We start from the raw sequence: 20973 nt of genomic DNA, 5'->3' as shown, positions 1-20973 counted from the left end.
GATACTATGGATTTTAAAATAAAGTCAGACTTCAAACCAACAGGTGACCAACCAGAAGCTATTAAATCAATAGTGGATTCTATAAATAGAAATGAAAAATTTTCGACATTGTTAGGTGTAACAGGTTCAGGAAAAACATTCACAATGGCAAATATAATACAACAAGTTAAAAAACCTACCCTAATAATGGCTCATAATAAAACACTAGCAGCACAACTTTATAGTGAGTTTAAAGAATTTTTCCCAGACAATGCAGTTGAATATTTTGTAAGTTACTATGATTACTATCAACCAGAGGCATATGTAGCTCACAGTGACACTTATATAGAAAAAGATGCAAGTATAAATGACGAAATAGATAAACTTCGACATTCTGCTACAGCATCTATTTTAGAAAGAAGAGATACTATAATAATATCTTCAGTATCTTGTATATATGGTTTGGGGGACCCAAAAGATTATAAAGAACTTATGTTATCTATAAGACCTGGTATGCAGAAGGATAGAGATGATGTAATAAAAAGGTTAATAGAGATACAATATGAAAGAAATGATATAAATTTTACAAGAGGGACTTTTAGAGTTAGAGGAGATATATTAGAAATATTTCCAGCTAGCAATGATGAAAAAGCAATAAGAATAGAGTTCTTTGGTGATGAAATAGATAGAATAACAGAAATTGATTATGTAACAGGAAAGATTGTTGGGACAAGAAATCATGTTGTTATCTTCCCCGCATCTCACTATGTAACAACACCAGAAAGAATTGAAAATGCAATTGTTCAAATTGAAGATGAACTTCAACAACAAATTGAGACTTTTAAAGAAAATGATAGGCTTTTAGAAGCACAACGGATTGAGCAAAGAACGAAGTATGATATAGAAATGTTAAAGGAGATAGGGTTTTGTCAGGGGATAGAAAACTACTCAAGGCATATTACTGGAAGAGAAGAAGGAGAAAGACCATATACATTAATGGATTTCTTTCCAGATGATTATTTGATAATTGTAGATGAGGCACATGTTACTATTCCGCAAGTAAGAGGAATGTACGCAGGAGATAGATCAAGAAAAACATCTCTTATAGAAAATGGATTTAGATTACCTTCTGCACTTGATAATAGACCGTTAAATTTTCAAGAATTTGAAGGAAACATAAATCAAATATTGTTTGTAAGTGCTACACCAGGTCCTTATGAAATTCAACATTCTGAGACTATAGCTGAACAGATAATAAGACCAACAGGTCTTTTAGACCCAATTGTAGAAGTAAGACCTATAAATAATCAGATAGATAATTTAGTAGGGGAAATAACTAAAACAATAGAAAAAAATGAAAGAGTGCTTATAACCACTTTAACTAAAAAAATGAGTGAAGATTTAACTAATTACCTTAAAGAAATAGGAATAAAAGTTAAATATCTACATTCAGATATAGTTACATTAGAAAGAACAGAGATAATAAGAGACTTAAGACTGGGAAAATTTGATGTACTTGTAGGAATAAATTTACTTAGAGAAGGTCTAGATATACCAGAAGTTTCACTTATAGCAATTTTAGATGCAGACAAAGAAGGTTTCTTACGTTCCGAAACAGCATTAATACAAACTATTGGACGTGCAGCTAGAAATGAAAATGGAAGAGTTATTATGTATGCTGATAGGATAACTGATTCAATGCAAAATGCTATTGATGAGACAAAAAGAAGAAGAGCTATACAGAATTTATATAATGAAGAACACAACATAACTCCTAAGACTATACAAAAAAGTGTAAGAGATAGTATAGAAGCAACTAAAGTTGCAGAGGAAGAAGTTGTCTATGGAATAACTGATACAGATGATAAAGAAGAGATAAAAGATAATATAGAAAAATTAAAATCAGAGATGATGGAAGCTGCTCAAAACTTACAATTTGAGAGAGCGGCAGAATTAAGAGATAAGGTAAAACAGTTGGAAGAAAAATTGGAAAAATAGAAAGGTAAAAACAAGGTTATGGAAGATAAAATTATAATAAGAGGAGCAAAAGAGCATAATTTAAAAAATGTAGATTTAGAGTTACCAAGAGATAAGTTTATAGTTTTTACAGGATTGTCTGGTTCTGGAAAGTCATCTTTGGCATTTGATACGATATATGCAGAAGGCCAAAGAAGATATGTAGAGAGTTTGTCTGCTTATGCTAGACAGTTTTTAGGGCAAATGGAAAAGCCAAATGTAGAATATATTGAAGGTCTATCACCAGCTATTTCAATAGATCAGAAGACTACTTCAAAGAATCCACGCTCTACAGTTGGAACAGTAACAGAAATATATGACTATTTGAGATTGTTATTTGCAAGAGTAGGCGATGTATATTGTCCTACATGTGGTGAAAAAATAAGTCAAATGACTATTCAAGAAATAGTTGATAAAATGCTAGATTTTCCAGATAGAACTAAGTTGCAAATACTTTCGCCAATTGTTAGAGGTCAAAAAGGTACACATAAAAAGGTCTTAGATAATATTAAAAAAGAAGGATTTGTAAGAGTTAGAGTTGATGGGGAAAACTATGAAGTAAGTGATGATATTGTTTTAACTAAAAACCAAAAACACAGTATAGAAGTAGTAGTGGATAGAATAGTAGTCAAAGATGGAATAGAATCTAGACTTGCAGATTCAATTGAAACTGCGGTTAAACTATCAGATGGTCTTGTAATAGCTCAAATAATAGATGGAGAAGAGATTCTTTTCTCAACTAAATTTGCATGTCCAGAACATGGAATTGGGATAGAAGAATTATCTCCAAGAATGTTTTCATTTAATGCTCCTTTTGGAGCTTGTGATGTTTGTAATGGTCTTGGAGAAAGTAAAGAAGTTGACCCAGAACTAGTTGTACCAAATAAAGATTTATCAATAAAACAAGGTGCAGTGGCTGCTTGGGGTTCAACAGGTGTCAACGACGATACTTATTATAGCAAAATGATAAAAAGTTTAGCAGAGCATTTTAAGGTATCTCTGACAACTCCATTTAAAGATTTACCAGAAGATTTTGTTCAAGAGTTACTTTATGGTAAGGATAATATAATGGTAGAGTTTGTTTATGAATCAAAATTTGGAGGAACTAGAAATTATAAATCATATTTTGAAGGAGTAGTAGTAAACTTAGAGAGAAGATACAAAGAAACTAACTCAGAGTATATGAGAGACAAAATTGAAGAATATATGGCAGAAAGACCTTGTCCAAAATGTAAGGGATTGAGACTTAAAAAAGAGGTTTTATCTGTTTTAGTTGATGGAAAAAATATAATGGAAGTAACAAACTTATCTGTTAACGAATTGATAGATTTTATGGAAAATGTAACTCTTACAGAAAAGCAAAGATTTATAGCTCATGAAATTATAAAAGAGATAAAGGGAAGAGCTAAGTTTTTAAGAGATGTTGGTCTTGATTATTTGAATTTATCAAGAAAAGCTGGAACACTTTCAGGAGGAGAAGCGCAACGTATAAGATTAGCAACTCAAATCGGTTCAGCATTAGTTGGAGTGTTATATGTGCTTGATGAGCCAAGTATAGGTCTTCATCAAAGAGATAATGACAGACTTATAGGCACTCTTAGACATCTAACAGATTTAGGAAATACTTTAATTGTCGTAGAACATGATGAAGATACAATGAGAGAAGCTGATTATGTTATAGACATTGGACCTGGTGCAGGTATACATGGTGGTGAGATAGTTGCACAAGGAACTTTAGATGAAATAATAGAAAATGAAAACTCAATAACAGGTCAGTACTTAAGTGGAAAAAAACAAATATTAGTTCCTGAGACTACTAGAGAAGGAAATGGAAGTTTTATAGAAGTAATCAAAGCATCAGAAAATAACCTAAAAAATATTGATGTAAAATTGCCATTAGGTAAGTTTACATGTATAACAGGTGTTTCAGGTTCTGGGAAAAGTACACTAATAAATGACATACTTTATAAAGGTGTTGCAAGTAAAGTGAATAGACTAAAACAAAGAGCTGGTAAGCACAAAGAAATAAAAGGAATTGAAAATATAGATAAGGTTATAAATATTGACCAAAGTCCAATTGGAAGAACACCTCGTTCAAATCCAGCTACTTATACAGGGGTATTTGATTTTATAAGGGATATTTTTGCTGCTACTAATGAAGCTAAAGCAAGAGGATATAAAAAGGGAAGATTTAGTTTTAATGTAAAAGGTGGTAGATGTGAAGCTTGTAAAGGTGATGGAATAATAAAAATAGAGATGCACTTTCTACCAGATGTATATGTTCCCTGTGAGGTTTGTAAGGGTGAAAGATACAATAGGGAAACATTACAAGTAAAATACAAAGATAAAACTATATCTGATATACTAGATATGAATGTAGAAGAAGCTGTTGAGTTTTTTGAAAATATACCAAACATAAAAAGAAAGCTAGATACATTGATGGATGTAGGTCTTTCATACATTAAATTAGGACAGCCTTCAACTCAATTGTCTGGAGGAGAAGCACAACGTATAAAATTAGCGTCAGAACTTAGTAAAAGACCAACAGGAAAGACTTTATATATATTAGATGAACCTACTACAGGACTTCATATGGCAGATGTAGATAAGTTAATTCACGTATTACAAAGATTAGCAGATACAGGAAATACAATTATAGTTATAGAACATAATCTAGATGTTATAAAGACTTGTGATTATGTAATAGACCTAGGCCCAGAGGGTGGAGATAAAGGTGGAACTATAGTTGCAACTGGAACACCAGAAGAAGTATCTAAAGTTGAAGGGTCTTATACAGGTCAATTCTTAAGTAAATATTTCTCTTAGGTTATATAAACTGTGTAAAATTTTAACTGTAAATATATAAAAATAAGTTGAAAATATTAGAAGTAAATAAATTAAAAATAAATTGTAGATAATTACCAAACATAAAGTCCATATTGTTCTTCGTATTTGAGATTGCTTTTAAATCAATTATAGAAGATGATATGGACTTTAACTTGTGTACAATGCTGGAAATTGAATAACTTTTTAATTTTCACATTTTAGGGTATAATTTTAATATAAAACTTAATGTTTTGGAGGGCGATATGTTTGATATACAAGACCACTTAAAAAAATTACCTTCTGAGCCTGGTGTATATTTAATGAAGGATAAATACGACCATATAATATATGTGGGAAAAGCCATATCTCTAAAAAATAGAGTAAGGCAGTATTTTCAATCTTCAAAAAACCATACATCTAAAGTAAAATCTATGGTTAAGAATATATATAAATTTGAATACATTATAACAGATTCAGAGTTGGAAGCATTAATACTTGAATGTAATTTAATAAAAAGATATAGACCAAAGTACAATGTGTTACTTAGAGATGATAAAACTTACCCATATATTAAGGTGACTACAAATGAAGATTATCCAAGGATTTTAAAGGTTAGAAGGGTTCTTAAAGATAAAGCAAAGTATTTTGGACCATATACTAATATAACTGCGGTAAATGATACTTTAGACCTTATAAACAGTACCTATCCAATAAGAAGTTGTAAAATTGACATAGAAAAAGCGATAAAAAATAAAACAAGACCTTGTTTAAACTTACACATAAATAAGTGCTTAGGACCTTGTACAGGAAATGTATCCAAAGAAGAATATGGAAAGATGATAGAAGAAATTATAATGTGTCTATCGGGGAAAGAAGAAAAGTTGATGGAGCTCTTAAAAGAAAAGATGAATGAGAGTTCTATGAATTTTAGATTTGAAGAAGCAGCTATATATAGAGATAAAATAAAGAGTCTTGAAGAAATGATACAAAAACAAAAAATAGATGCTACTGTAACCGATTTAAATCAGGATGTAGTTGCGATGGCAAGAGCTCATAATGAAGCCTGTGTACAAGTATTTTTTATTAGAAATGGTAAGATTGTTGGGAGAGAACACTTTATACTAGAAGGGGTAATGGATAGCCCAAGAGCTTCTATATTGAGTTCATTTGTAAAACAATTTTACAATGAGCAAGAATATATACCTAAAGAACTAATTATAGAAGATGAGATAGAAGACAGTTGTATATTAGAAGAATGGCTATCGTCTAAAAAAGGGCAAAAAGTAACAATAAGAGTACCACAAAAAGGAGAGAAAAAAAGCCTAGTTGAAATGGTGAGAAAAAATGCAGTAGAGTACCTTGAAAAATTTTCTGATATGAACAAAAGGAAATATGAAAAAAGTATTGGAGCATTAGAAGAATTAAAACGATTGTTAAACTTAGAAAAATTGCCAATAAGAATAGAGTCTTTTGATATATCAAATATACAAGGAGTAGATTCAATTGGTTCTATGGTAGTCTATACAAATGCTAAAAAAGATAAAAAAGAGTATAGAAGATATAAAATAAAAACAGTCATTGGACCTAATGATTATGATTCCATGGCTGAAATTGTAGATAGAAGATTGAAACATGGAAATTTACCTGACCTTATATTGTTGGATGGAGGAAAGGGACAGGTTAGCGCTGTAAAAAAAGTATTAGAACTTAATGATGTAGACATACCACTTTGGGGAATGTACAAAGACGATAAGCATAGGACTAAAGGGTTAATATGTAAAGAAAAAGAAATCGAGTTGGATAAGACAACTAGTTTATATAGATTTATTGCTAGTATACAAGAAGAAGTTCATAATTATGCAATAACATATCATAGAAGTCTAAGAAATAAAGCTTTGACAAAATCTATCTTAGATGATATACAAGGGATAGGTGAAAAAAGAAAAAAAGCACTGATGAGTCATTTTAAAGATGTAGAAGCCATAAAAGAAGCTACTTTTGAAGAACTTTTAGAAGTAGAAGGAATGAATAAAAGCATTGCAGAGAATGTTTATAATTTTTTTAGGAAGGAAGAAAATTGATGGAAACTAGCAATAAAGTATCAATAAGAGAAATAATAAAAGATTTAAAACTTAAAGTAGTATACATGCCTGATGATGTAGATTATTATGTATACTCTCAAGATATAAATAGACCAGGTTTACAATTTGCAGGATATTTTGATTACTTTGCATATGAGAGAATACAAATAGTTGGAAAAACAGAATATAATTTCTTTGGATTGATGGATAATGAAATTCGAGAAGAGGTACTAAGTAGATTTTTCTCATATGAAATACCAGCTTTAATAATTTCTAGAGATTTAGAAATAAAACCAGATGTGATTGAAAAGGCTAAAAAGTATAAGAGAATACTTTTAAGTACAAACAGAAACACAACTAGACTTATAAATAGATTATCAAACTATTTAGATAATAAGTTAGCACCACATACAACGATTCATGGAGTTTTAGTTGATATTTATGGTATAGGTGTTTTGATAAAGGGTGAGAGTAGTATAGGAAAGTCAGAAACAGCATTAGAACTAATTCAGAGAGGTAATAGATTAGTTGCAGATGATGCTGTAGAAATAAGAAAATTAGATGAAAGTATGTTGATGGGTCAGTCTCCTGAATTAATAAGACATTTCCTAGAGATAAGAGGAATAGGTATAATAGACGTCAGAAGTCTATATGGTGTAGGAGCTATTAAAAATTCTAAAATGATAGATTTAGTAGTACATTTAGAAGCTTGGGATGAAAATAAGTATTATGATAGGCTTGGATTAGATAAAGAATATGAAGAAATACTTGGTGTTAATGTAGAGAAGTTAGTTGTTCCTGTAAAGCCTGGAAGAAATACTGCTATGATACTAGAAGTAGCAGCAATGAATTTTAGACAAAGAGGAATGGGTTATGATGCAGCTCAAGAATTTACTAAGAAACTATCAAAACTTATTGATACTAAGTAATAGAGAGTGCATATAAAATAAAATTGTATAGAATAGTTATAAAATATATATTATATAATTGGAGTTTAAATTAGCTTTTAAGGTTATTAGTTTAAATTTAATACTATATTTAAATTTATTATATGATAAGGAAGTTGGAGTCTTTATGGGAATGAACTATTTTAGTAAGCTTTTAGAAAGTACTACTGAAAAAGAACTGCTCTTAAATAAAAAATCAAATAATATAAGTACAGCTAGATTAATATCTTTTTTAATATTGATAGCGGGATTTGCTATTGGATTTTACAATAAAAATACAGTAGGTATTTTTGTTGGAATTGTAGCATTGATTCTATTTATTTCACTTTTAGTTATTCATAATAAAATAAAAGAGGAAGAATCGTATTTTAAGAGTAAGTGTGAAGTGCTGGATAAGTATGTTAAGAGATTTGGTGATGAGTGGAAAGAATTCAAAATAGATGGAAAAGAATATATACAAGAAGAAAATTCACAAGCAAAAGATTTAGACTTATTTGGAAGAGCATCACTATATCAGTATATTTGTATAGCTAATACATCCTATGGAAAGAAGTCTTTAGCTAAGTCCTTATGGAATGAAAATCCAAACGATAATATAATCCTAGAAAGACAAACAGCAGTAAAAGAGCTATTATCAAAACAGGATTTTTCTATCCATATTCAGACCTTGAGTAATATAATTGGTAAGGAACAAAAAATCAACTCTGATGGAAGTATAGAGTCATTTATAGAGTATGGAGAAGATAAAAAAGTATATATACCTAAGTGGATGCATGTTTTTACTTGGGGTTTGCCTACTGCAACAATACTATCTTTTATATTTTTTATATTAGGGTTTTTGCCTATGCTACCTGTTTTTTTACTTTTTGTACTTCAGCTAGGATTTGGTGGGTTTGGGAATACAAAGCTTATGCAGACTTTATCCCCATTATTCTCATTTAGTAGAAGTATACAAGTATATGAAAAGATGTTTGAAGTTTTAGAGAAAGAGACATTTGAAAGCCCATATTTAAAAGAATTACAAGCAAAACTTTCTAAAGGTAATGGTGTTTCAAAAGGTATTAAACAGCTGAACTCAATAGGTAATGCAGTAAACTTAAGATATAATCAAATAGTTTATATACTTGCTTGTGGTGTTCTTATGTGGAATTATCACTGTGCAGAATCTCTAGAAAGATGGAAAAGTGTATATGGAAATCAAATTAGAGGATGGCTTGAATCTATTGGAGAGTTTGAAGCTTTGATAAGTTTAACTATTATTGGTCAAGTAAAAGAAAATACATGTTTTCCAATAATAAAAAGCGAAAGTATTCCAAAGTTAGAAGTTGAAGAAGTATACCATCCATTAATAGCAGAGAAAAGTGTTGTAGCAAATTCAATAAAATTAAATTCTCAAACCTGTATCATTACAGGTTCAAATATGTCAGGGAAGACGACATTTTTAAGAAGTATTGGTGTAAATTTAGTATTGGCGTATGCAGGTGCTCCAGTATGTGCTAAAAATTTTGATGCCACATGTATGTATATATTTACATCTATGAGAATACAAGATGATGTAAGCCAAGGTATATCAACTTTTTATGCTGAAATTCTCAGAATAAAATCAATGATTCAATATAGTATAAAAGAATTACCGATGTTAGTTTTAGTTGATGAGATTTTTAAAGGAACTAACTCTGCTGATAGAATTATTGGAGCAAGTGAGGCAGTAAAGAAACTATCAAAGCCATGGATTATAAGTATGGTTACAACACATGATTTTGAGTTATGTGACCTTTCAAGTGGTGGAGATGTAGAGATTGTAAACTACCATTTTTCAGAGTACTATGTTGATGATAAAATCTATTTTGACTATGCCATAAAAGATGGAAGATGTAAGACTACAAATGCAAAACAGCTTATGAAAATGGCAGGGATACTTTAAGAAAGATAAGCGTAGAAATGTAGCTTATTATGATTAAAATAGAAAGGATTGTATAAAGTACTTAAAAGCACTTTATACAATCCTTTTATTTGAGAATATTTTAGTTTTCAATTTGTTAAAATTTATTTAGCTTCTTCACAAGCACATTCTTTTGGACATTCTTCATAAATACAACTCTTATCAAAGTAATGAGTATGAAGGTATTTATGAGCTACATCGCTATTTGGATCTCCAAAGAAGTCTTTATAAATAGCTTGTAAGTCAGGATTTTCATGAGACTTACGAATAGCCTTATTTCTATCTATCTCATACAATGCATTAGCACGTCTATCAATTATATCAGTATTACCATGATGGTAAGGTTGACCAGCTCCTCCAACACATCCACCAGGGCATGCCATAACTTCTATGATATGGTATTTACATTCTCCACTTCTAACTTTGTCCATCATTTTTCTAGCATTTTTAAGTGTATTTACAATACATACATTGACTGTAGTTCCATCAACATCTATACTTGCTTCTCTGATTCCCTTAAGCCCTCTAACATTAGTAAAGTTTACATTATCTAAAGTTTTGTTAGTTATCTTTTCATATGAAGTACGTAGAGCAGCTTCTAAAACTCCACCACTTGCTCCAAATATAGACGCAGCACCAGTAGATTTTCCTAATGGATTATCAAAATCCTGGTCTTGAAGATTAGGTAAATCAATAGCAGCTTCTTTTATCATCTTAGCTAGCTCTCTAGTAGTTATAGAAAGGTCAACATCTAATATTCCAGATTCACTTAATTCTTCTCTTGAAGCTTCATACTTCTTAGCTACACAAGGCATTACAGATACAACATAAAGGTCATCTGGATTAATTCCTAGTATTTTAGGTGCATAGTAATTCTTAGCTATAGAACCAAACATACCTTGAGGAGATTTACAGCTAGATGCTAGATTTAATTGGTCTGGATAATTGTGTTCTAAGAAGTTTACCCATGCAGGGCAACAGCTTGTTAATATAGGTAGATTTTCACCTTTTTGAATTCTTTCTATAAATTCAGTAGCTTCTTCCATTATAGTGAAGTCTGCACCAAAGTTTGTATCGAATACATGCTCAAACCCAAGTGCTTTTAAAGCAGCAACCATTTTTCCTGTAGATATTGAACCTGGTTCTAATCCAAACTCTTCACCAATAGCAACTCTTACAGCAGGGGCAACTTGCACTACTATAGTTTTTTCTTTTTTATTTAAAACATCCCATAGTTTAGGAACATTATCTACTTCTGTTAACGCTCCAGTTGGACAGACAGAAATACATTGGCCACAGAATGTACACTCTGTTTCAACCATATCAGCATTAAAAAATGTACTAACTAAAGTATTAAATCCACGATTAACTCCAGATAATGCTCCAACTGTTTGGATATCATTACATACAGTTTCACATCTTCTGCATAATATACATTTAGAATGGTCTTTAACTAAAGATTTAGTAGAGGTATCTTTACCTGCAAAAGACTTAGAACCTTGATATCTTATCTTTCTTACTCCTAAATCAGCAGCTATAGTTTGTAATTCACAGTCTCCATTTTTTTCACATATAAAACAATCTTGCGGATGGTCTGATAATAGTAACTCAACAATAGTTCTACGAGCATTTAATGCTTTAGCACTATTAGTTTGAACTCTCATACCTTCCTTTATAACTGTTCCACAAGCTGGAACTAAACCTCTCTCTGTCTCAACCATACAAACACGACAAGAAGCACAAGTATCAAGCTTATCTATCTCATTCATATGTAAATGACAAAGGTTATGTATTTTTATATTTATTAGTTTTGCAGCATCTAAGATAGAAGTTCCACTAGGTGCTGAAACATGTTTGCCATTGATAGTTAAATTAACTAAACTCATTGTTATTCCTCCTCCAAATAAGTTATTTCTTGATTATAGCATTAAATGTACAATTATCTATACAAGCACCACATTTTAGACACTTAGAAGTATCTATTGTATGTTGTTCTTTAACAGAACCTGTTATACAACCAGCAGGACACACTCTAGAACATTTTGTACAACCCTTACAAGCATCTGTTATGAAGTAAGAAAGTAAGTTTTGACATTTGCCAGCAGGACATTTCTTATCTACAACATGTGCTATATACTCATCTTTGAAATATTGAAGAGTACTTAAAACAGGGTTTGGAGCAGCTTTACCAAGACCACATAATGAAGCAGTTTGTATAGTTTCAGCAAGGTTTTCTAGGTCGTCTAAATCTTGTAGAGTACCATTACCTTCTGTAATTTTAGTTAATATTTCTAATAATCTCGTAGTACCTATACGACAAGGTGTACATTTACCACAAGATTCTTCAACAGTAAACTCAAGGAAGAATTTGGCTATATCTACCATACAGTCAGATTCATCAAGAACAAGCATACCACCAGAACCCATCATTGAGCCTATAGAGCTTAATGAACCAAAATCTATAGGTATATCTAAATGTTCAGTTGGTATACATCCACCAGACGGTCCACCTGTTTGAACTGCCTTGAAGTTTTTGCCTTCAGGAATTCCTCCACCAATTTCAAATACAATATCTCTTAAAGTAGTACCCATTGCAACTTCAACAAGACCTACATTTTCTACTTTTCCACCAAGAGCAAAAACTTTAGTACCACTAGAATCATCAGTACCTAAGTTAGCAAACCAGTCTCCACCCTTAAGTATGATTGCTGGAATATTAGCAAAAGTTTCAACATTGTTTAAGCAAGTAGGAGATTTCCATAATCCACTTTTAGAAGAACTATAAGTCTTCATTCTAGGTTCACCACGTCTACCTTCAATTGAATGCATTAAAGCTGTACCTTCACCACAAACGAAAGCTCCTGCACCGTATTTTAATTCTAATTTGAAGTTAAATCCAGTACCTAAGATATTTTCACCAAGTAAGCCATGTGCTTCAGCTTGAGCTATAGCTACTTTTAGTCTTTCTATAGATTTTGGATATTCAGCTCTTATATATATGTACCCTGTATCAGAACCTATAGCATATCCACATATTGCCATAGCTTCTAGTACACTATGAGGGTCTCCTTCAAGTACAGATCTATCCATGAATGCACCAGGGTCTCCTTCATCAGCATTACAGACAACGAATTTTTTATCAGTTGGGCCAGCAGGATTCTTTGAAGCAGCTTCCCATTTAGAACCTGTAGGGAATCCAGCTCCTCCTCTACCACGAAGACCAGAAGTCTTTACTTCTGCAATAACTTCTTGAGGAGTAAGAGTCGTTAAACATTTACCTAGAGCTAAATAACCATCATTAGCAATATAATCCTCTAAACTATCTGGGTCTATAAGCCCACAATTCTTTAGAGCTATACGTAATTGTTTTTTGTAGAAAGACATTTCTTCTTGTGCTTCTACTTTTTTATTTAAAGATTCTTCTTCATATAATAATTCCTCAACAACTGTATTTCTAATTAAGTGATTTTGAACTATCTTTTCAGCATCAGATGGTTCAACTTTCACATAGAAAACGTTATCAGGATAAACTTTTACGATAGGACCTTGAGCACAGAAACCAAAACAACCTGTTAAACGAACATCAACCTTGTCTTGTATTCCTGATTTTTTTATTTCATTTTCTAACTCACTAACTATTTCCATACTGTTTGAAGATGTACATCCAGTATCACAACAAACAAGTAATTCTCTTCTTAATACATTTTCCTTAGAATAATTTTTTCTTAGGCTAAGACTAGGTTTTAGCTCATCAGCTAAAACTTTTAATTCATCAAATGAATTTACTTTACGCATTATTTATTCACCCCTCTTAACAATTCAATTCTAATTCTCTATAAGTATCCAATATTTCGCTTACTTGATCTGGTTTTACTTTACCATAAACTTTACCATTTACAGTAACAACTGGAGCTAAACCACATGCCCCCAAACATCTTAAACCTTCTAAAGAAAATTTAAAATCACTAGTAGTTTCTCCAACTTTTATACCAAGCTGTTTTTCAAAAGCACTTAATATCTTATCAGCACCTTTTACAAAACATACAGTACCTAGACAGACACTTATTTTATACTTACCTACAGGTTCTGTAGTGAAATAAGAATAGAATGTAACAACCCCATATACCTTTGCAGGAGCTACTCCAAGTCTTTTAGCAACATGAAGTTGTACTTCTTTTGGAAGATATCCAAATATACCTTGAGCTTCATGTAGAACTTGTATCAAAGCACCTTCCTTTGTTGCAAGAGAGTCAATAAATATATCTAATTCGTCAAATAACTGCTTGTTGTGTGAAATAAAATCGCACATAACAAATCCCCCTTTTCTTTTTAAAGTTATTATTTTTCATAAAATAATTAACCATGAGTTGACACCAATATTATGTTGGTGAACAAAACCAAAACAATAAAGAAAGAATAATATACAACAATTTCTTTATTCATAAAAACAATGCAAAAAAGTTACCTATTAAAAAAAAACTATACTAGTCTATTATAATATAAAATAATTCAGAATAGTTAAAAAAAATAAAAAAAATGGACTGAATCCAATAAAAAAAAAATAATATATATAAAAAACTTTAAAAAATAAACCAAAAGGTAAAATTTTTATAAAATAAAAAATTTATAAAACTGATGATAATAGTCTAGAAATTGATTCCTTGATTTTTATATAAGTAGACCTAGAATTATATACATCTAATGTTATTTCTTTTGAATCTAAAATATCATTTTCAAATATAACTCTTTGCTCTAGTGCTTTTTTTGAAGAGTACATAAATGCATTTACTTCAAAATTAAGCTCAAAGCTTCTTATATCCATATTAGCTGTTCCTATAGAACATATAGAGTCATCTATAACTATTGTCTTAGCATGTAAAAATGCATTTTCACCATAAGTGTAGATTTTAGCTCCAAATTTTAAAAGTTCTCCAGCATATGAATATGATGCCCAGTATACAAAAGGATGGTCAGGTTTAGAAGGAATCATAATTCTTACATCAACACCAGATAAACAAGCTATTTTTAAAGTATCTATAAATGTTGAGTCAAGTATTAAATAAGGACTCTGTATGTATATATACTTTCTAGCTTTCTGAATCATTTTAAGGTAACCATATTTAATTTCATCAAGTTCTAATATATCTGGACCACTTGATACTATCTGAATTCCAATATTTTCAGAAGGACAATCAGAAGGTGTTTCACTTTCTACGAAGTACTTTTCTAAATCTAAATCTTCTTTAGTTGTATATCTCCAATCAAGAATAAACCTCATATTTAGGTCAATTACACAATCACCAGTAAGTTTAGTATGTGTATCTCTCCATAGACCAAATTTTGGATTTCTACCTAGATATTCGTCTCCAACATTGTATCCACCTACAAATCCTACTTTTCCATCAATGACAACTATTTTTCGGTGGTTTCTGTAGTTTAAGTTAAAGTTTACAATTTTTAAGAATGATGGAAAGAAACTTCCAACTTTAACACCACTTTCTTTTAATCTAGAAAGTGTACTATTTTTTAGTGTTCTACCACCAACGGCGTCAAATAAAAGTCTTACTTCTACACCTTCTTTGGCTTTATCTACTAGAATGTCAATTATTTCAGTTCCGATTTTGTCATCTTTGAAAATGTAAAACTGTATGTTTATATATTTCTTTGCTTTCTTAAGTTCTTCAAGAAGAGTGTTAAAAAATTGACTAGACTCAGCGTAAATCCACACATCGTTATTATTGGTATAATGAGCATTATTTGAATTAGCTAATGCATAAATCATATCCTTATGTTGATGTATCTCTGAATTAATTTCAGATGTAGATTGTAATTTAACTTGAGTATCTAGTATATTGCTTTTGATTATCTTATCATCCTTTTCTTTTAATCTAAACATATTGTTTTTTGAAATATTTCTGCCAAAAGCTATATAAAGTATAAATCCAAGAGCTGGTATTAATACTAATATAAGAAGCCATGTTAGAGTTGTATTTATATTTCTCTTTTCTCTAAAAATGAGATTTAGTATAACCATGAAATTAATTATATATATTGTAGTAACTGCTATTTCATATATTGACATTTCGAAAAATGATATATCAAACATAAAATTTCCTCCTTTAAATATTTATTAAAATAAGTAATTATATATAATAACACAAACATATATCTATTATATATAATACCTCAACAATAAAAAAGTAAAATAAATATTCGAAAGGTAAATTTTTCAAATTCAATATAAATTATTTCGAAATTAACAAAGTTGGTATATAATAAATAATATAATTATATGAGACAAGTATATATAAACATATAGTATATTTTTTATATTAATAAAATTTATTATATATCATATTGTTATTATATAATTATTGCCATAAAAAGACAAGGAAAAGTATAATTTTTAAGGGGGAAGGATTTATGAGTAAAGGATTCTTGACACCTGGGGAAACTGCACAAGCAACTATAAGTGCAGGCATTAAAAAAGCGAATATTTCAACACAAAATGCAATTTTATTAGGTTTACTTGGAGGAGCATTTATAGGTTTTGGGGCATTGGGTAGTATAATAATTAGTCAGACTTTTGGTAAGATAGACCCAGGAATAGCTAGTTTTTTAAGTGCTATGGTCTTTCCAGTAGGTCTTATGCTTGTAGTGGTAGCAGGGGCAGAATTATTCACTGGAAATACCTTAATGTTTATTCCACTTATGGATAAAAAAATAACATTAGGGAAAATGCTAAGAAACTGGGGATTAGTTTATTTTGCAAATCTAGTAGGTTCACTACTTTTAGTGGCACTTTTATATTATTCTTCTACATTAACAGGGGATGTAGCTACAAAAGCCATAGCTGTAGCAGAAGCTAAAGTTAATTCAACGATAGTTTCAATGTTTTTAAAAGCAATACTTTGTAACATTTTAGTAGTTTTAGCTGTATGGATGGCTACAGCATCTCAAGACATAGTATCTAAGTTAGCCTCATGTTGGACAGTAATAATGTTATTTGTGTTATGTGGATTCCAACATAGTGTTGCAAATATGTTTTTTATACCAATGGGAATGGCATTAGGAGCAGATATTACTATGGTTCAATTAATAACTAATTTGGTATTTGTAACGCTTGGAAATGTAGTTGGAGGTTCTATAATAGTTGGGGGAATTTATTATCTTTGCTATGTGAAAAATAGTTAGATAAATAATACGAATTAAATAGCCTTTTAAAGCATTGATATCAGCGATATTGATGCTTTTTTTAAATTATTTATGTTCTTTTATATGTTGTTATTTTTTTTTTTTTACTTTATTATATATTTATTGAATATAGTTTGGAATTAAAAAACTTAAAAATATGAAATCTGTATGATAAGCAAAATCATATATTATTGAATATAGTTAATACTATATATTAATATAATTTAGATAATAATGACAACTGAAGTTTAGTATAATTTGGGAGGAAATACAATGAATAATCAAGATATATATGAAAATTTATTAAATATATTAAGCAAAGATGATATAAAAATAGATGAACCTATGAAAAAACATATCTCATTTAGAGTTGGAGGACCAGCCGATATATTGGTTAGACCTAGAACTGAAGAGCAGTTAAAAAATGTACTTCAATTAGTGAAAAAAGAGTCTATTCCATATTTAATAATTGGAAATGGCTCAAATATTCTAATTAAAGATGGTGGAATAAGAGGCATAGTAATAGAACTTGCAGACAACTTTAATTCTTATGAGATAAAGGGCACTAAAATAATTGCTCAGTCAGGAGCTTTATTATCTGTTTTAGGTAAAGCTCTTCAAAAACAAGAATTAAAAGGATTTGAGTTTGCCTCAGGTATACCTGGAACATTGGGTGGAGCATTAGCCATGAATGCAGGAGCATATGGTGGTGAAATGAAAGATATAGTAAAATCGGTAAGATTAATAGATATGGAAGGAAATATCTTTGAACTGTCAAATGAACAGATGGAATTTGGGTATAGAAAAAGTATAATAACGAAAAATGGGTATATAGCTTTATCAGCAGAAATAGATTTACAAAAAGGAAATTATGATGAAATAAAAAGTTTAATGGATGATTTAACAACAAGAAGAACAACTAAGCAACCATTAAATTTTGCTAGTGCAGGAAGTACATTTAAAAGACCAACAGGATATTTTGCAGGGAAGTTAATAGAAGAAACTGGACTAAGAGGACTTACTTTAAGAGGTGCTCAAGTATCTGAGAAGCATTGTGGATTTGTGATTAATTTAGGAGAAGCAAGTGCTAAAGATATTTTAGATTTAATATATGTTATAAAAAGTGCTGTATATGCCAAGTTTGGGGTTATGTTGGAAGAAGAAGTCAAAATACTTGGAGAGGATTAACAAATGAAAATATTGGCTGATTATCATACACATACATTATATAGTCATGGTAAGGGAACTATTGAAGATAATGTAAAGGTGGCCATTGCTAAAGGGATAAAGACAATCGGAATATCAGACCATAGTTATAAACATATTGCATATGGTGTAAAGAGGAAAGATATTCATAAAATGAGAGAAGAAATAAATTCTTTGAATGATAAATATAGTGATATAAATATACTTTTGGGTATGGAGTGTAACATATTAGATGATAAAGGTAATATAGACATGGATGAAAAATTTATAAAAGAACTTGACTATATCATGGCTGGATACCATTTTGGTTCTACTCCTACATCATTTGGAAGTTTATTAAATCATTGTAATAACTATATTTTTAAAACTGAAAAAGCAAAAGAGTATAATACAAAAGCCGTAATAAATGCTATGAATAATAATGATATTTTTGTAATTACACATCCTGGTGATAAAGGTGATGTATATATAGAAGAAATAGCAAAGGTAGCAAAAAAGACAGATACAAGGCTTGAAATAAATAGTAGTCATTCTTTTTTAAATGTAAAACAAATAAACGAAATAAAAGAAATAGGAAATAAATTTATAATAGGGTCAGATGCACATTGCCCAGAAAGAGTGGGTGATTTTAAACGAGCTATAAAAGCTGTATATGATTCAAATATGGATATATCATTAGTAGAAAATATTATAGTGTAATAATCGAAAGATAAAAGTGTAATAAACAGAAGATAAAAAGGAGGAGTTAGCAATGAAATTTGTTATAGTTACAGGTCTTTCAGGGTCTGGAAAAAGTGAAACAATGAGAGCTTTAGAGGATATGGGATTTTATTGTGTAGATAATCTACCTCCTGCTTTGATAACTAAATTTGCAGAATTATGTTATCAACCAAATTCAAGTATTGATAAAGTTGCTCTAGGTATAGATATAAGAGGAAGAAAGTTTTTTGAAGCTCTTCATGAAAGTTTAAACTACTTAGAAAAAGAAAATTATGAATATGAAATGGTGTATTTAGATTGTAATGATGATGTATTGTTAAAGAGATATAAAATGACAAGAAGAAATCACCCATTGGCGAAAGACATGCAAATTCCAGAAGGTATAAAAATGGAAAGAAAAATAATGGAGCCTTTAAAGGGATTTTCTACATGCATAATTGACACAACTAATATGAAACCAAAAGACCTTAAAGAAGAAATAAAGAAAATATATTCTTCTGGTGAAGATAATCCTAATTTAACTATATCTGTAGTATCTTTTGGATTTAAACATGGTATACTTGCGGATGCAGATTTAGTATTCGATGTAAGATTTCTTCCTAATCCATATTATGTTGAAGAATTGAGATCTAAAACTGGTGACGATAAAGAAGTTAGAGATTATGTTATGAATTCTAAAATTAGTGAGGAATTTTATGTAAAACTTTTGGATATGATTCATTTCTTAGTACCTCAATATATAGAAGAAGGAAAACAACATCTAGTAATTGGTGTTGGATGTACAGGTGGAAGACATAGGTCAGTTACTATAACAAATCTTATAGCGGAGGATTTATCTAATAAAGGATATAGAGTTGTAAAAAAACACAGAGACTCTATGTTACGATAATGGAGGCAAACATGGCTAAATTACTTATTATTGTAGGAATTTTAGGTTGGATTGCATTAATTGTATCGTTATTTATATATAAGAAAGCAAAGAATGAAAAAGTAAGGTTATTTCAGAGGTCTGTTATTGAAAATAGAGACCCTAATGTAGTAGTAATAGGTGGAGGAACTGGTCAATCAGTGTTTCTGAGGGGGCTTAAACACTCTACGCAGAATATAACTGCGATTGTTACTGTTGCTGATGATGGTGGAGGTTCAGGAGTATTAAGAGAAGACTTAGGAATGCTTCCACCAGGAGATATAAGAAATTGCCTGTTAGCACTTGCAAATATAGAACCAACTATGAATGAAGTTATGCAATATAGGTTTACAGAGGGACTTTTAAAAGGTCAAAGTTTTGGGAATCTATTTTTAGCTGCTATGAATGGATTATATGGAAACTTTGAAAAAGCTGTGTATAAATTAAGTGAGATTTTTGCTATAACAGGTAGGGTTTTGCCAGTAACACTAGAAGATGTAAACTTAGTTGCCAAATTAAAAAATGGTGAAATAGTAAATGGCGAATCTAGTATACCTGAAGAATCGAAAAATCAAAAAAGTTCTATTGATGAGATTTTTTTAAATCCTAAAGATGTTAAACCATTAGGAGATGTTATTGCATCTATTTATGATGCTGATATTATAATTATGGGTCCTGGAAGTTTATATACTAGTATAATACCAAACTTACTTGTAGATGGTGTTGTAGACGCCATTAAAGCCTCTCTAGCACCAAAAGTGTATATATCAAATATAATGACTCAACCAGGGGAAACAGAAGGATATAATGTATTAGAACATATTAATGCGATAATAAAGCATACTGACAATAATTTGATAGATTATGTGATAGCAAATAACGAAATATTGCCAGAAGGAATGCTTGATTTATATAAACAAGATGGAGCAGAACAGGTTTTACTAGATAAAAAACAAAAAGATAAGTTAAAAGAGATGGGTATAAAAACCGTAGAAAAAAATTTGATTGAAATAAAAAATAATTATATAAGACATGATGCAAAATATATATCTAACATAGTTATTGAGTTAGCCCTAAATCATAATTACAACAAAAGTTAGTAAAAAAGGATTTTAAAAAAAAGTGTAGAAATCCTTATCATTATGTTAGTTTTAA

14 protein-coding genes are annotated in these 20973 nt (G+C 30.2%); 10 read left to right on the top strand and 4 right to left on the bottom strand.

Annotated features, from left to right (window positions below):
* The first annotated feature begins 6 nt into the window (after window positions 1-6).
* The 5 genes from uvrB (at window position 7) to IC175_RS06950 (ending at window position 9773) form a co-directional block, all read left to right on the top strand.
* Window positions 7-1977 carry an excinuclease ABC subunit UvrB gene (gene uvrB / locus IC175_RS06970; RefSeq protein WP_227836316.1) on the top strand — a complete coding sequence of 657 codons (1971 nt, stop codon included), beginning with the start codon at window positions 7-9 and terminating at the stop codon, window positions 1975-1977.
* A gap of 18 nt (window positions 1978-1995) precedes the next feature.
* The gene (uvrA, locus tag IC175_RS06965; RefSeq protein WP_227435565.1) at window positions 1996-4821 is read left to right on the top strand and encodes an excinuclease ABC subunit UvrA; all 2826 of its coding nucleotides are present in this window, start codon (window positions 1996-1998) and stop codon (window positions 4819-4821) included.
* Window positions 4822-5084: 263 nt separating this feature from the next.
* Window positions 5085-6902: an excinuclease ABC subunit UvrC gene (gene uvrC / locus IC175_RS06960; RefSeq protein WP_227435569.1), complete on the top strand. Its 1818-nt coding sequence runs from the start codon at window positions 5085-5087 to the stop codon at window positions 6900-6902.
* On the top strand, window positions 6902-7831 hold the full coding sequence (hprK, locus tag IC175_RS06955) for an HPr(Ser) kinase/phosphatase (RefSeq protein WP_227851336.1): 930 nt from the start codon (window positions 6902-6904) through the stop codon (window positions 7829-7831). Before uvrC ends, hprK begins: the two co-directional genes overlap by 1 nt.
* Before the next feature lie 151 nt (window positions 7832-7982).
* Window positions 7983-9773: a MutS-related protein gene (locus IC175_RS06950; RefSeq protein WP_227851335.1), complete on the top strand. Its 1791-nt coding sequence runs from the start codon at window positions 7983-7985 to the stop codon at window positions 9771-9773.
* Window positions 9774-9895: 122 nt separating this feature from the next.
* On the opposite strand, the gene IC175_RS06945 is transcribed toward IC175_RS06950, so the two are convergent.
* From IC175_RS06945 to cls, 4 genes are all read right to left on the bottom strand, one after another.
* Entirely contained in the window at window positions 9896-11677 is a 1782-nt protein-coding gene (locus IC175_RS06945) for an NADH-dependent [FeFe] hydrogenase, group A6 (RefSeq protein WP_227435576.1), read from the bottom strand.
* Between the two features lie 22 nt (window positions 11678-11699).
* The gene (locus IC175_RS06940) at window positions 11700-13586 is read right to left on the bottom strand and encodes an NADH-quinone oxidoreductase subunit NuoF (protein WP_227435578.1); all 1887 of its coding nucleotides are present in this window, start codon (window positions 13584-13586) and stop codon (window positions 11700-11702) included.
* Window positions 13587-13602: 16 nt separating this feature from the next.
* Window positions 13603-14100, bottom strand: coding sequence for a complex I 24 kDa subunit family protein (locus IC175_RS06935; protein WP_227435580.1), 498 nt, complete (start codon window positions 14098-14100; stop codon window positions 13603-13605).
* A gap of 315 nt (window positions 14101-14415) precedes the next feature.
* Window positions 14416-15897 (bottom strand): cardiolipin synthase, encoded by a 1482-nt coding sequence (gene cls / locus IC175_RS06930; protein ID WP_227435582.1) that lies wholly within the window; start codon window positions 15895-15897, stop codon window positions 14416-14418.
* 317 nt (window positions 15898-16214) lie between these two features.
* Here cls and IC175_RS06925 point away from each other — a divergent pair, with 317 nt between their 5' ends.
* The 5 genes from IC175_RS06925 to IC175_RS06905 all read left to right on the top strand — a co-directional run bounded on the left by IC175_RS06925 (window position 16215) and on the right by IC175_RS06905 (window position 20918).
* The gene (locus tag IC175_RS06925) at window positions 16215-16985 is read left to right on the top strand and encodes a formate/nitrite transporter family protein (protein WP_227435585.1); all 771 of its coding nucleotides are present in this window, start codon (window positions 16215-16217) and stop codon (window positions 16983-16985) included.
* A gap of 273 nt (window positions 16986-17258) precedes the next feature.
* Window positions 17259-18173, top strand: coding sequence for a UDP-N-acetylmuramate dehydrogenase (gene murB / locus IC175_RS06920; protein ID WP_227435587.1), 915 nt, complete (start codon window positions 17259-17261; stop codon window positions 18171-18173).
* 3 nt (window positions 18174-18176) lie between these two features.
* The gene (locus tag IC175_RS06915) at window positions 18177-18890 is read left to right on the top strand and encodes a PHP domain-containing protein (RefSeq protein ID WP_227435589.1); all 714 of its coding nucleotides are present in this window, start codon (window positions 18177-18179) and stop codon (window positions 18888-18890) included.
* Window positions 18891-18942: 52 nt separating this feature from the next.
* Window positions 18943-19800 (top strand): RNase adapter RapZ, encoded by an 858-nt coding sequence (rapZ, locus tag IC175_RS06910; RefSeq protein WP_227435598.1) that lies wholly within the window; start codon window positions 18943-18945, stop codon window positions 19798-19800.
* Between the two features lie 11 nt (window positions 19801-19811).
* Window positions 19812-20918 carry a gluconeogenesis factor YvcK family protein gene (locus IC175_RS06905; protein WP_227435600.1) on the top strand — a complete coding sequence of 369 codons (1107 nt, stop codon included), beginning with the start codon at window positions 19812-19814 and terminating at the stop codon, window positions 20916-20918.
* The last annotated feature ends 55 nt before the right edge of the window (window positions 20919-20973 follow it).

This window comes from Clostridioides sp. ES-S-0123-01 (genome assembly GCF_020658415.1).
Classification (GTDB): Bacteria; Bacillota; Clostridia; order Peptostreptococcales; family Peptostreptococcaceae; genus Clostridioides.
This window is presented reverse-complemented; position numbering and strand designations above follow the sequence as displayed.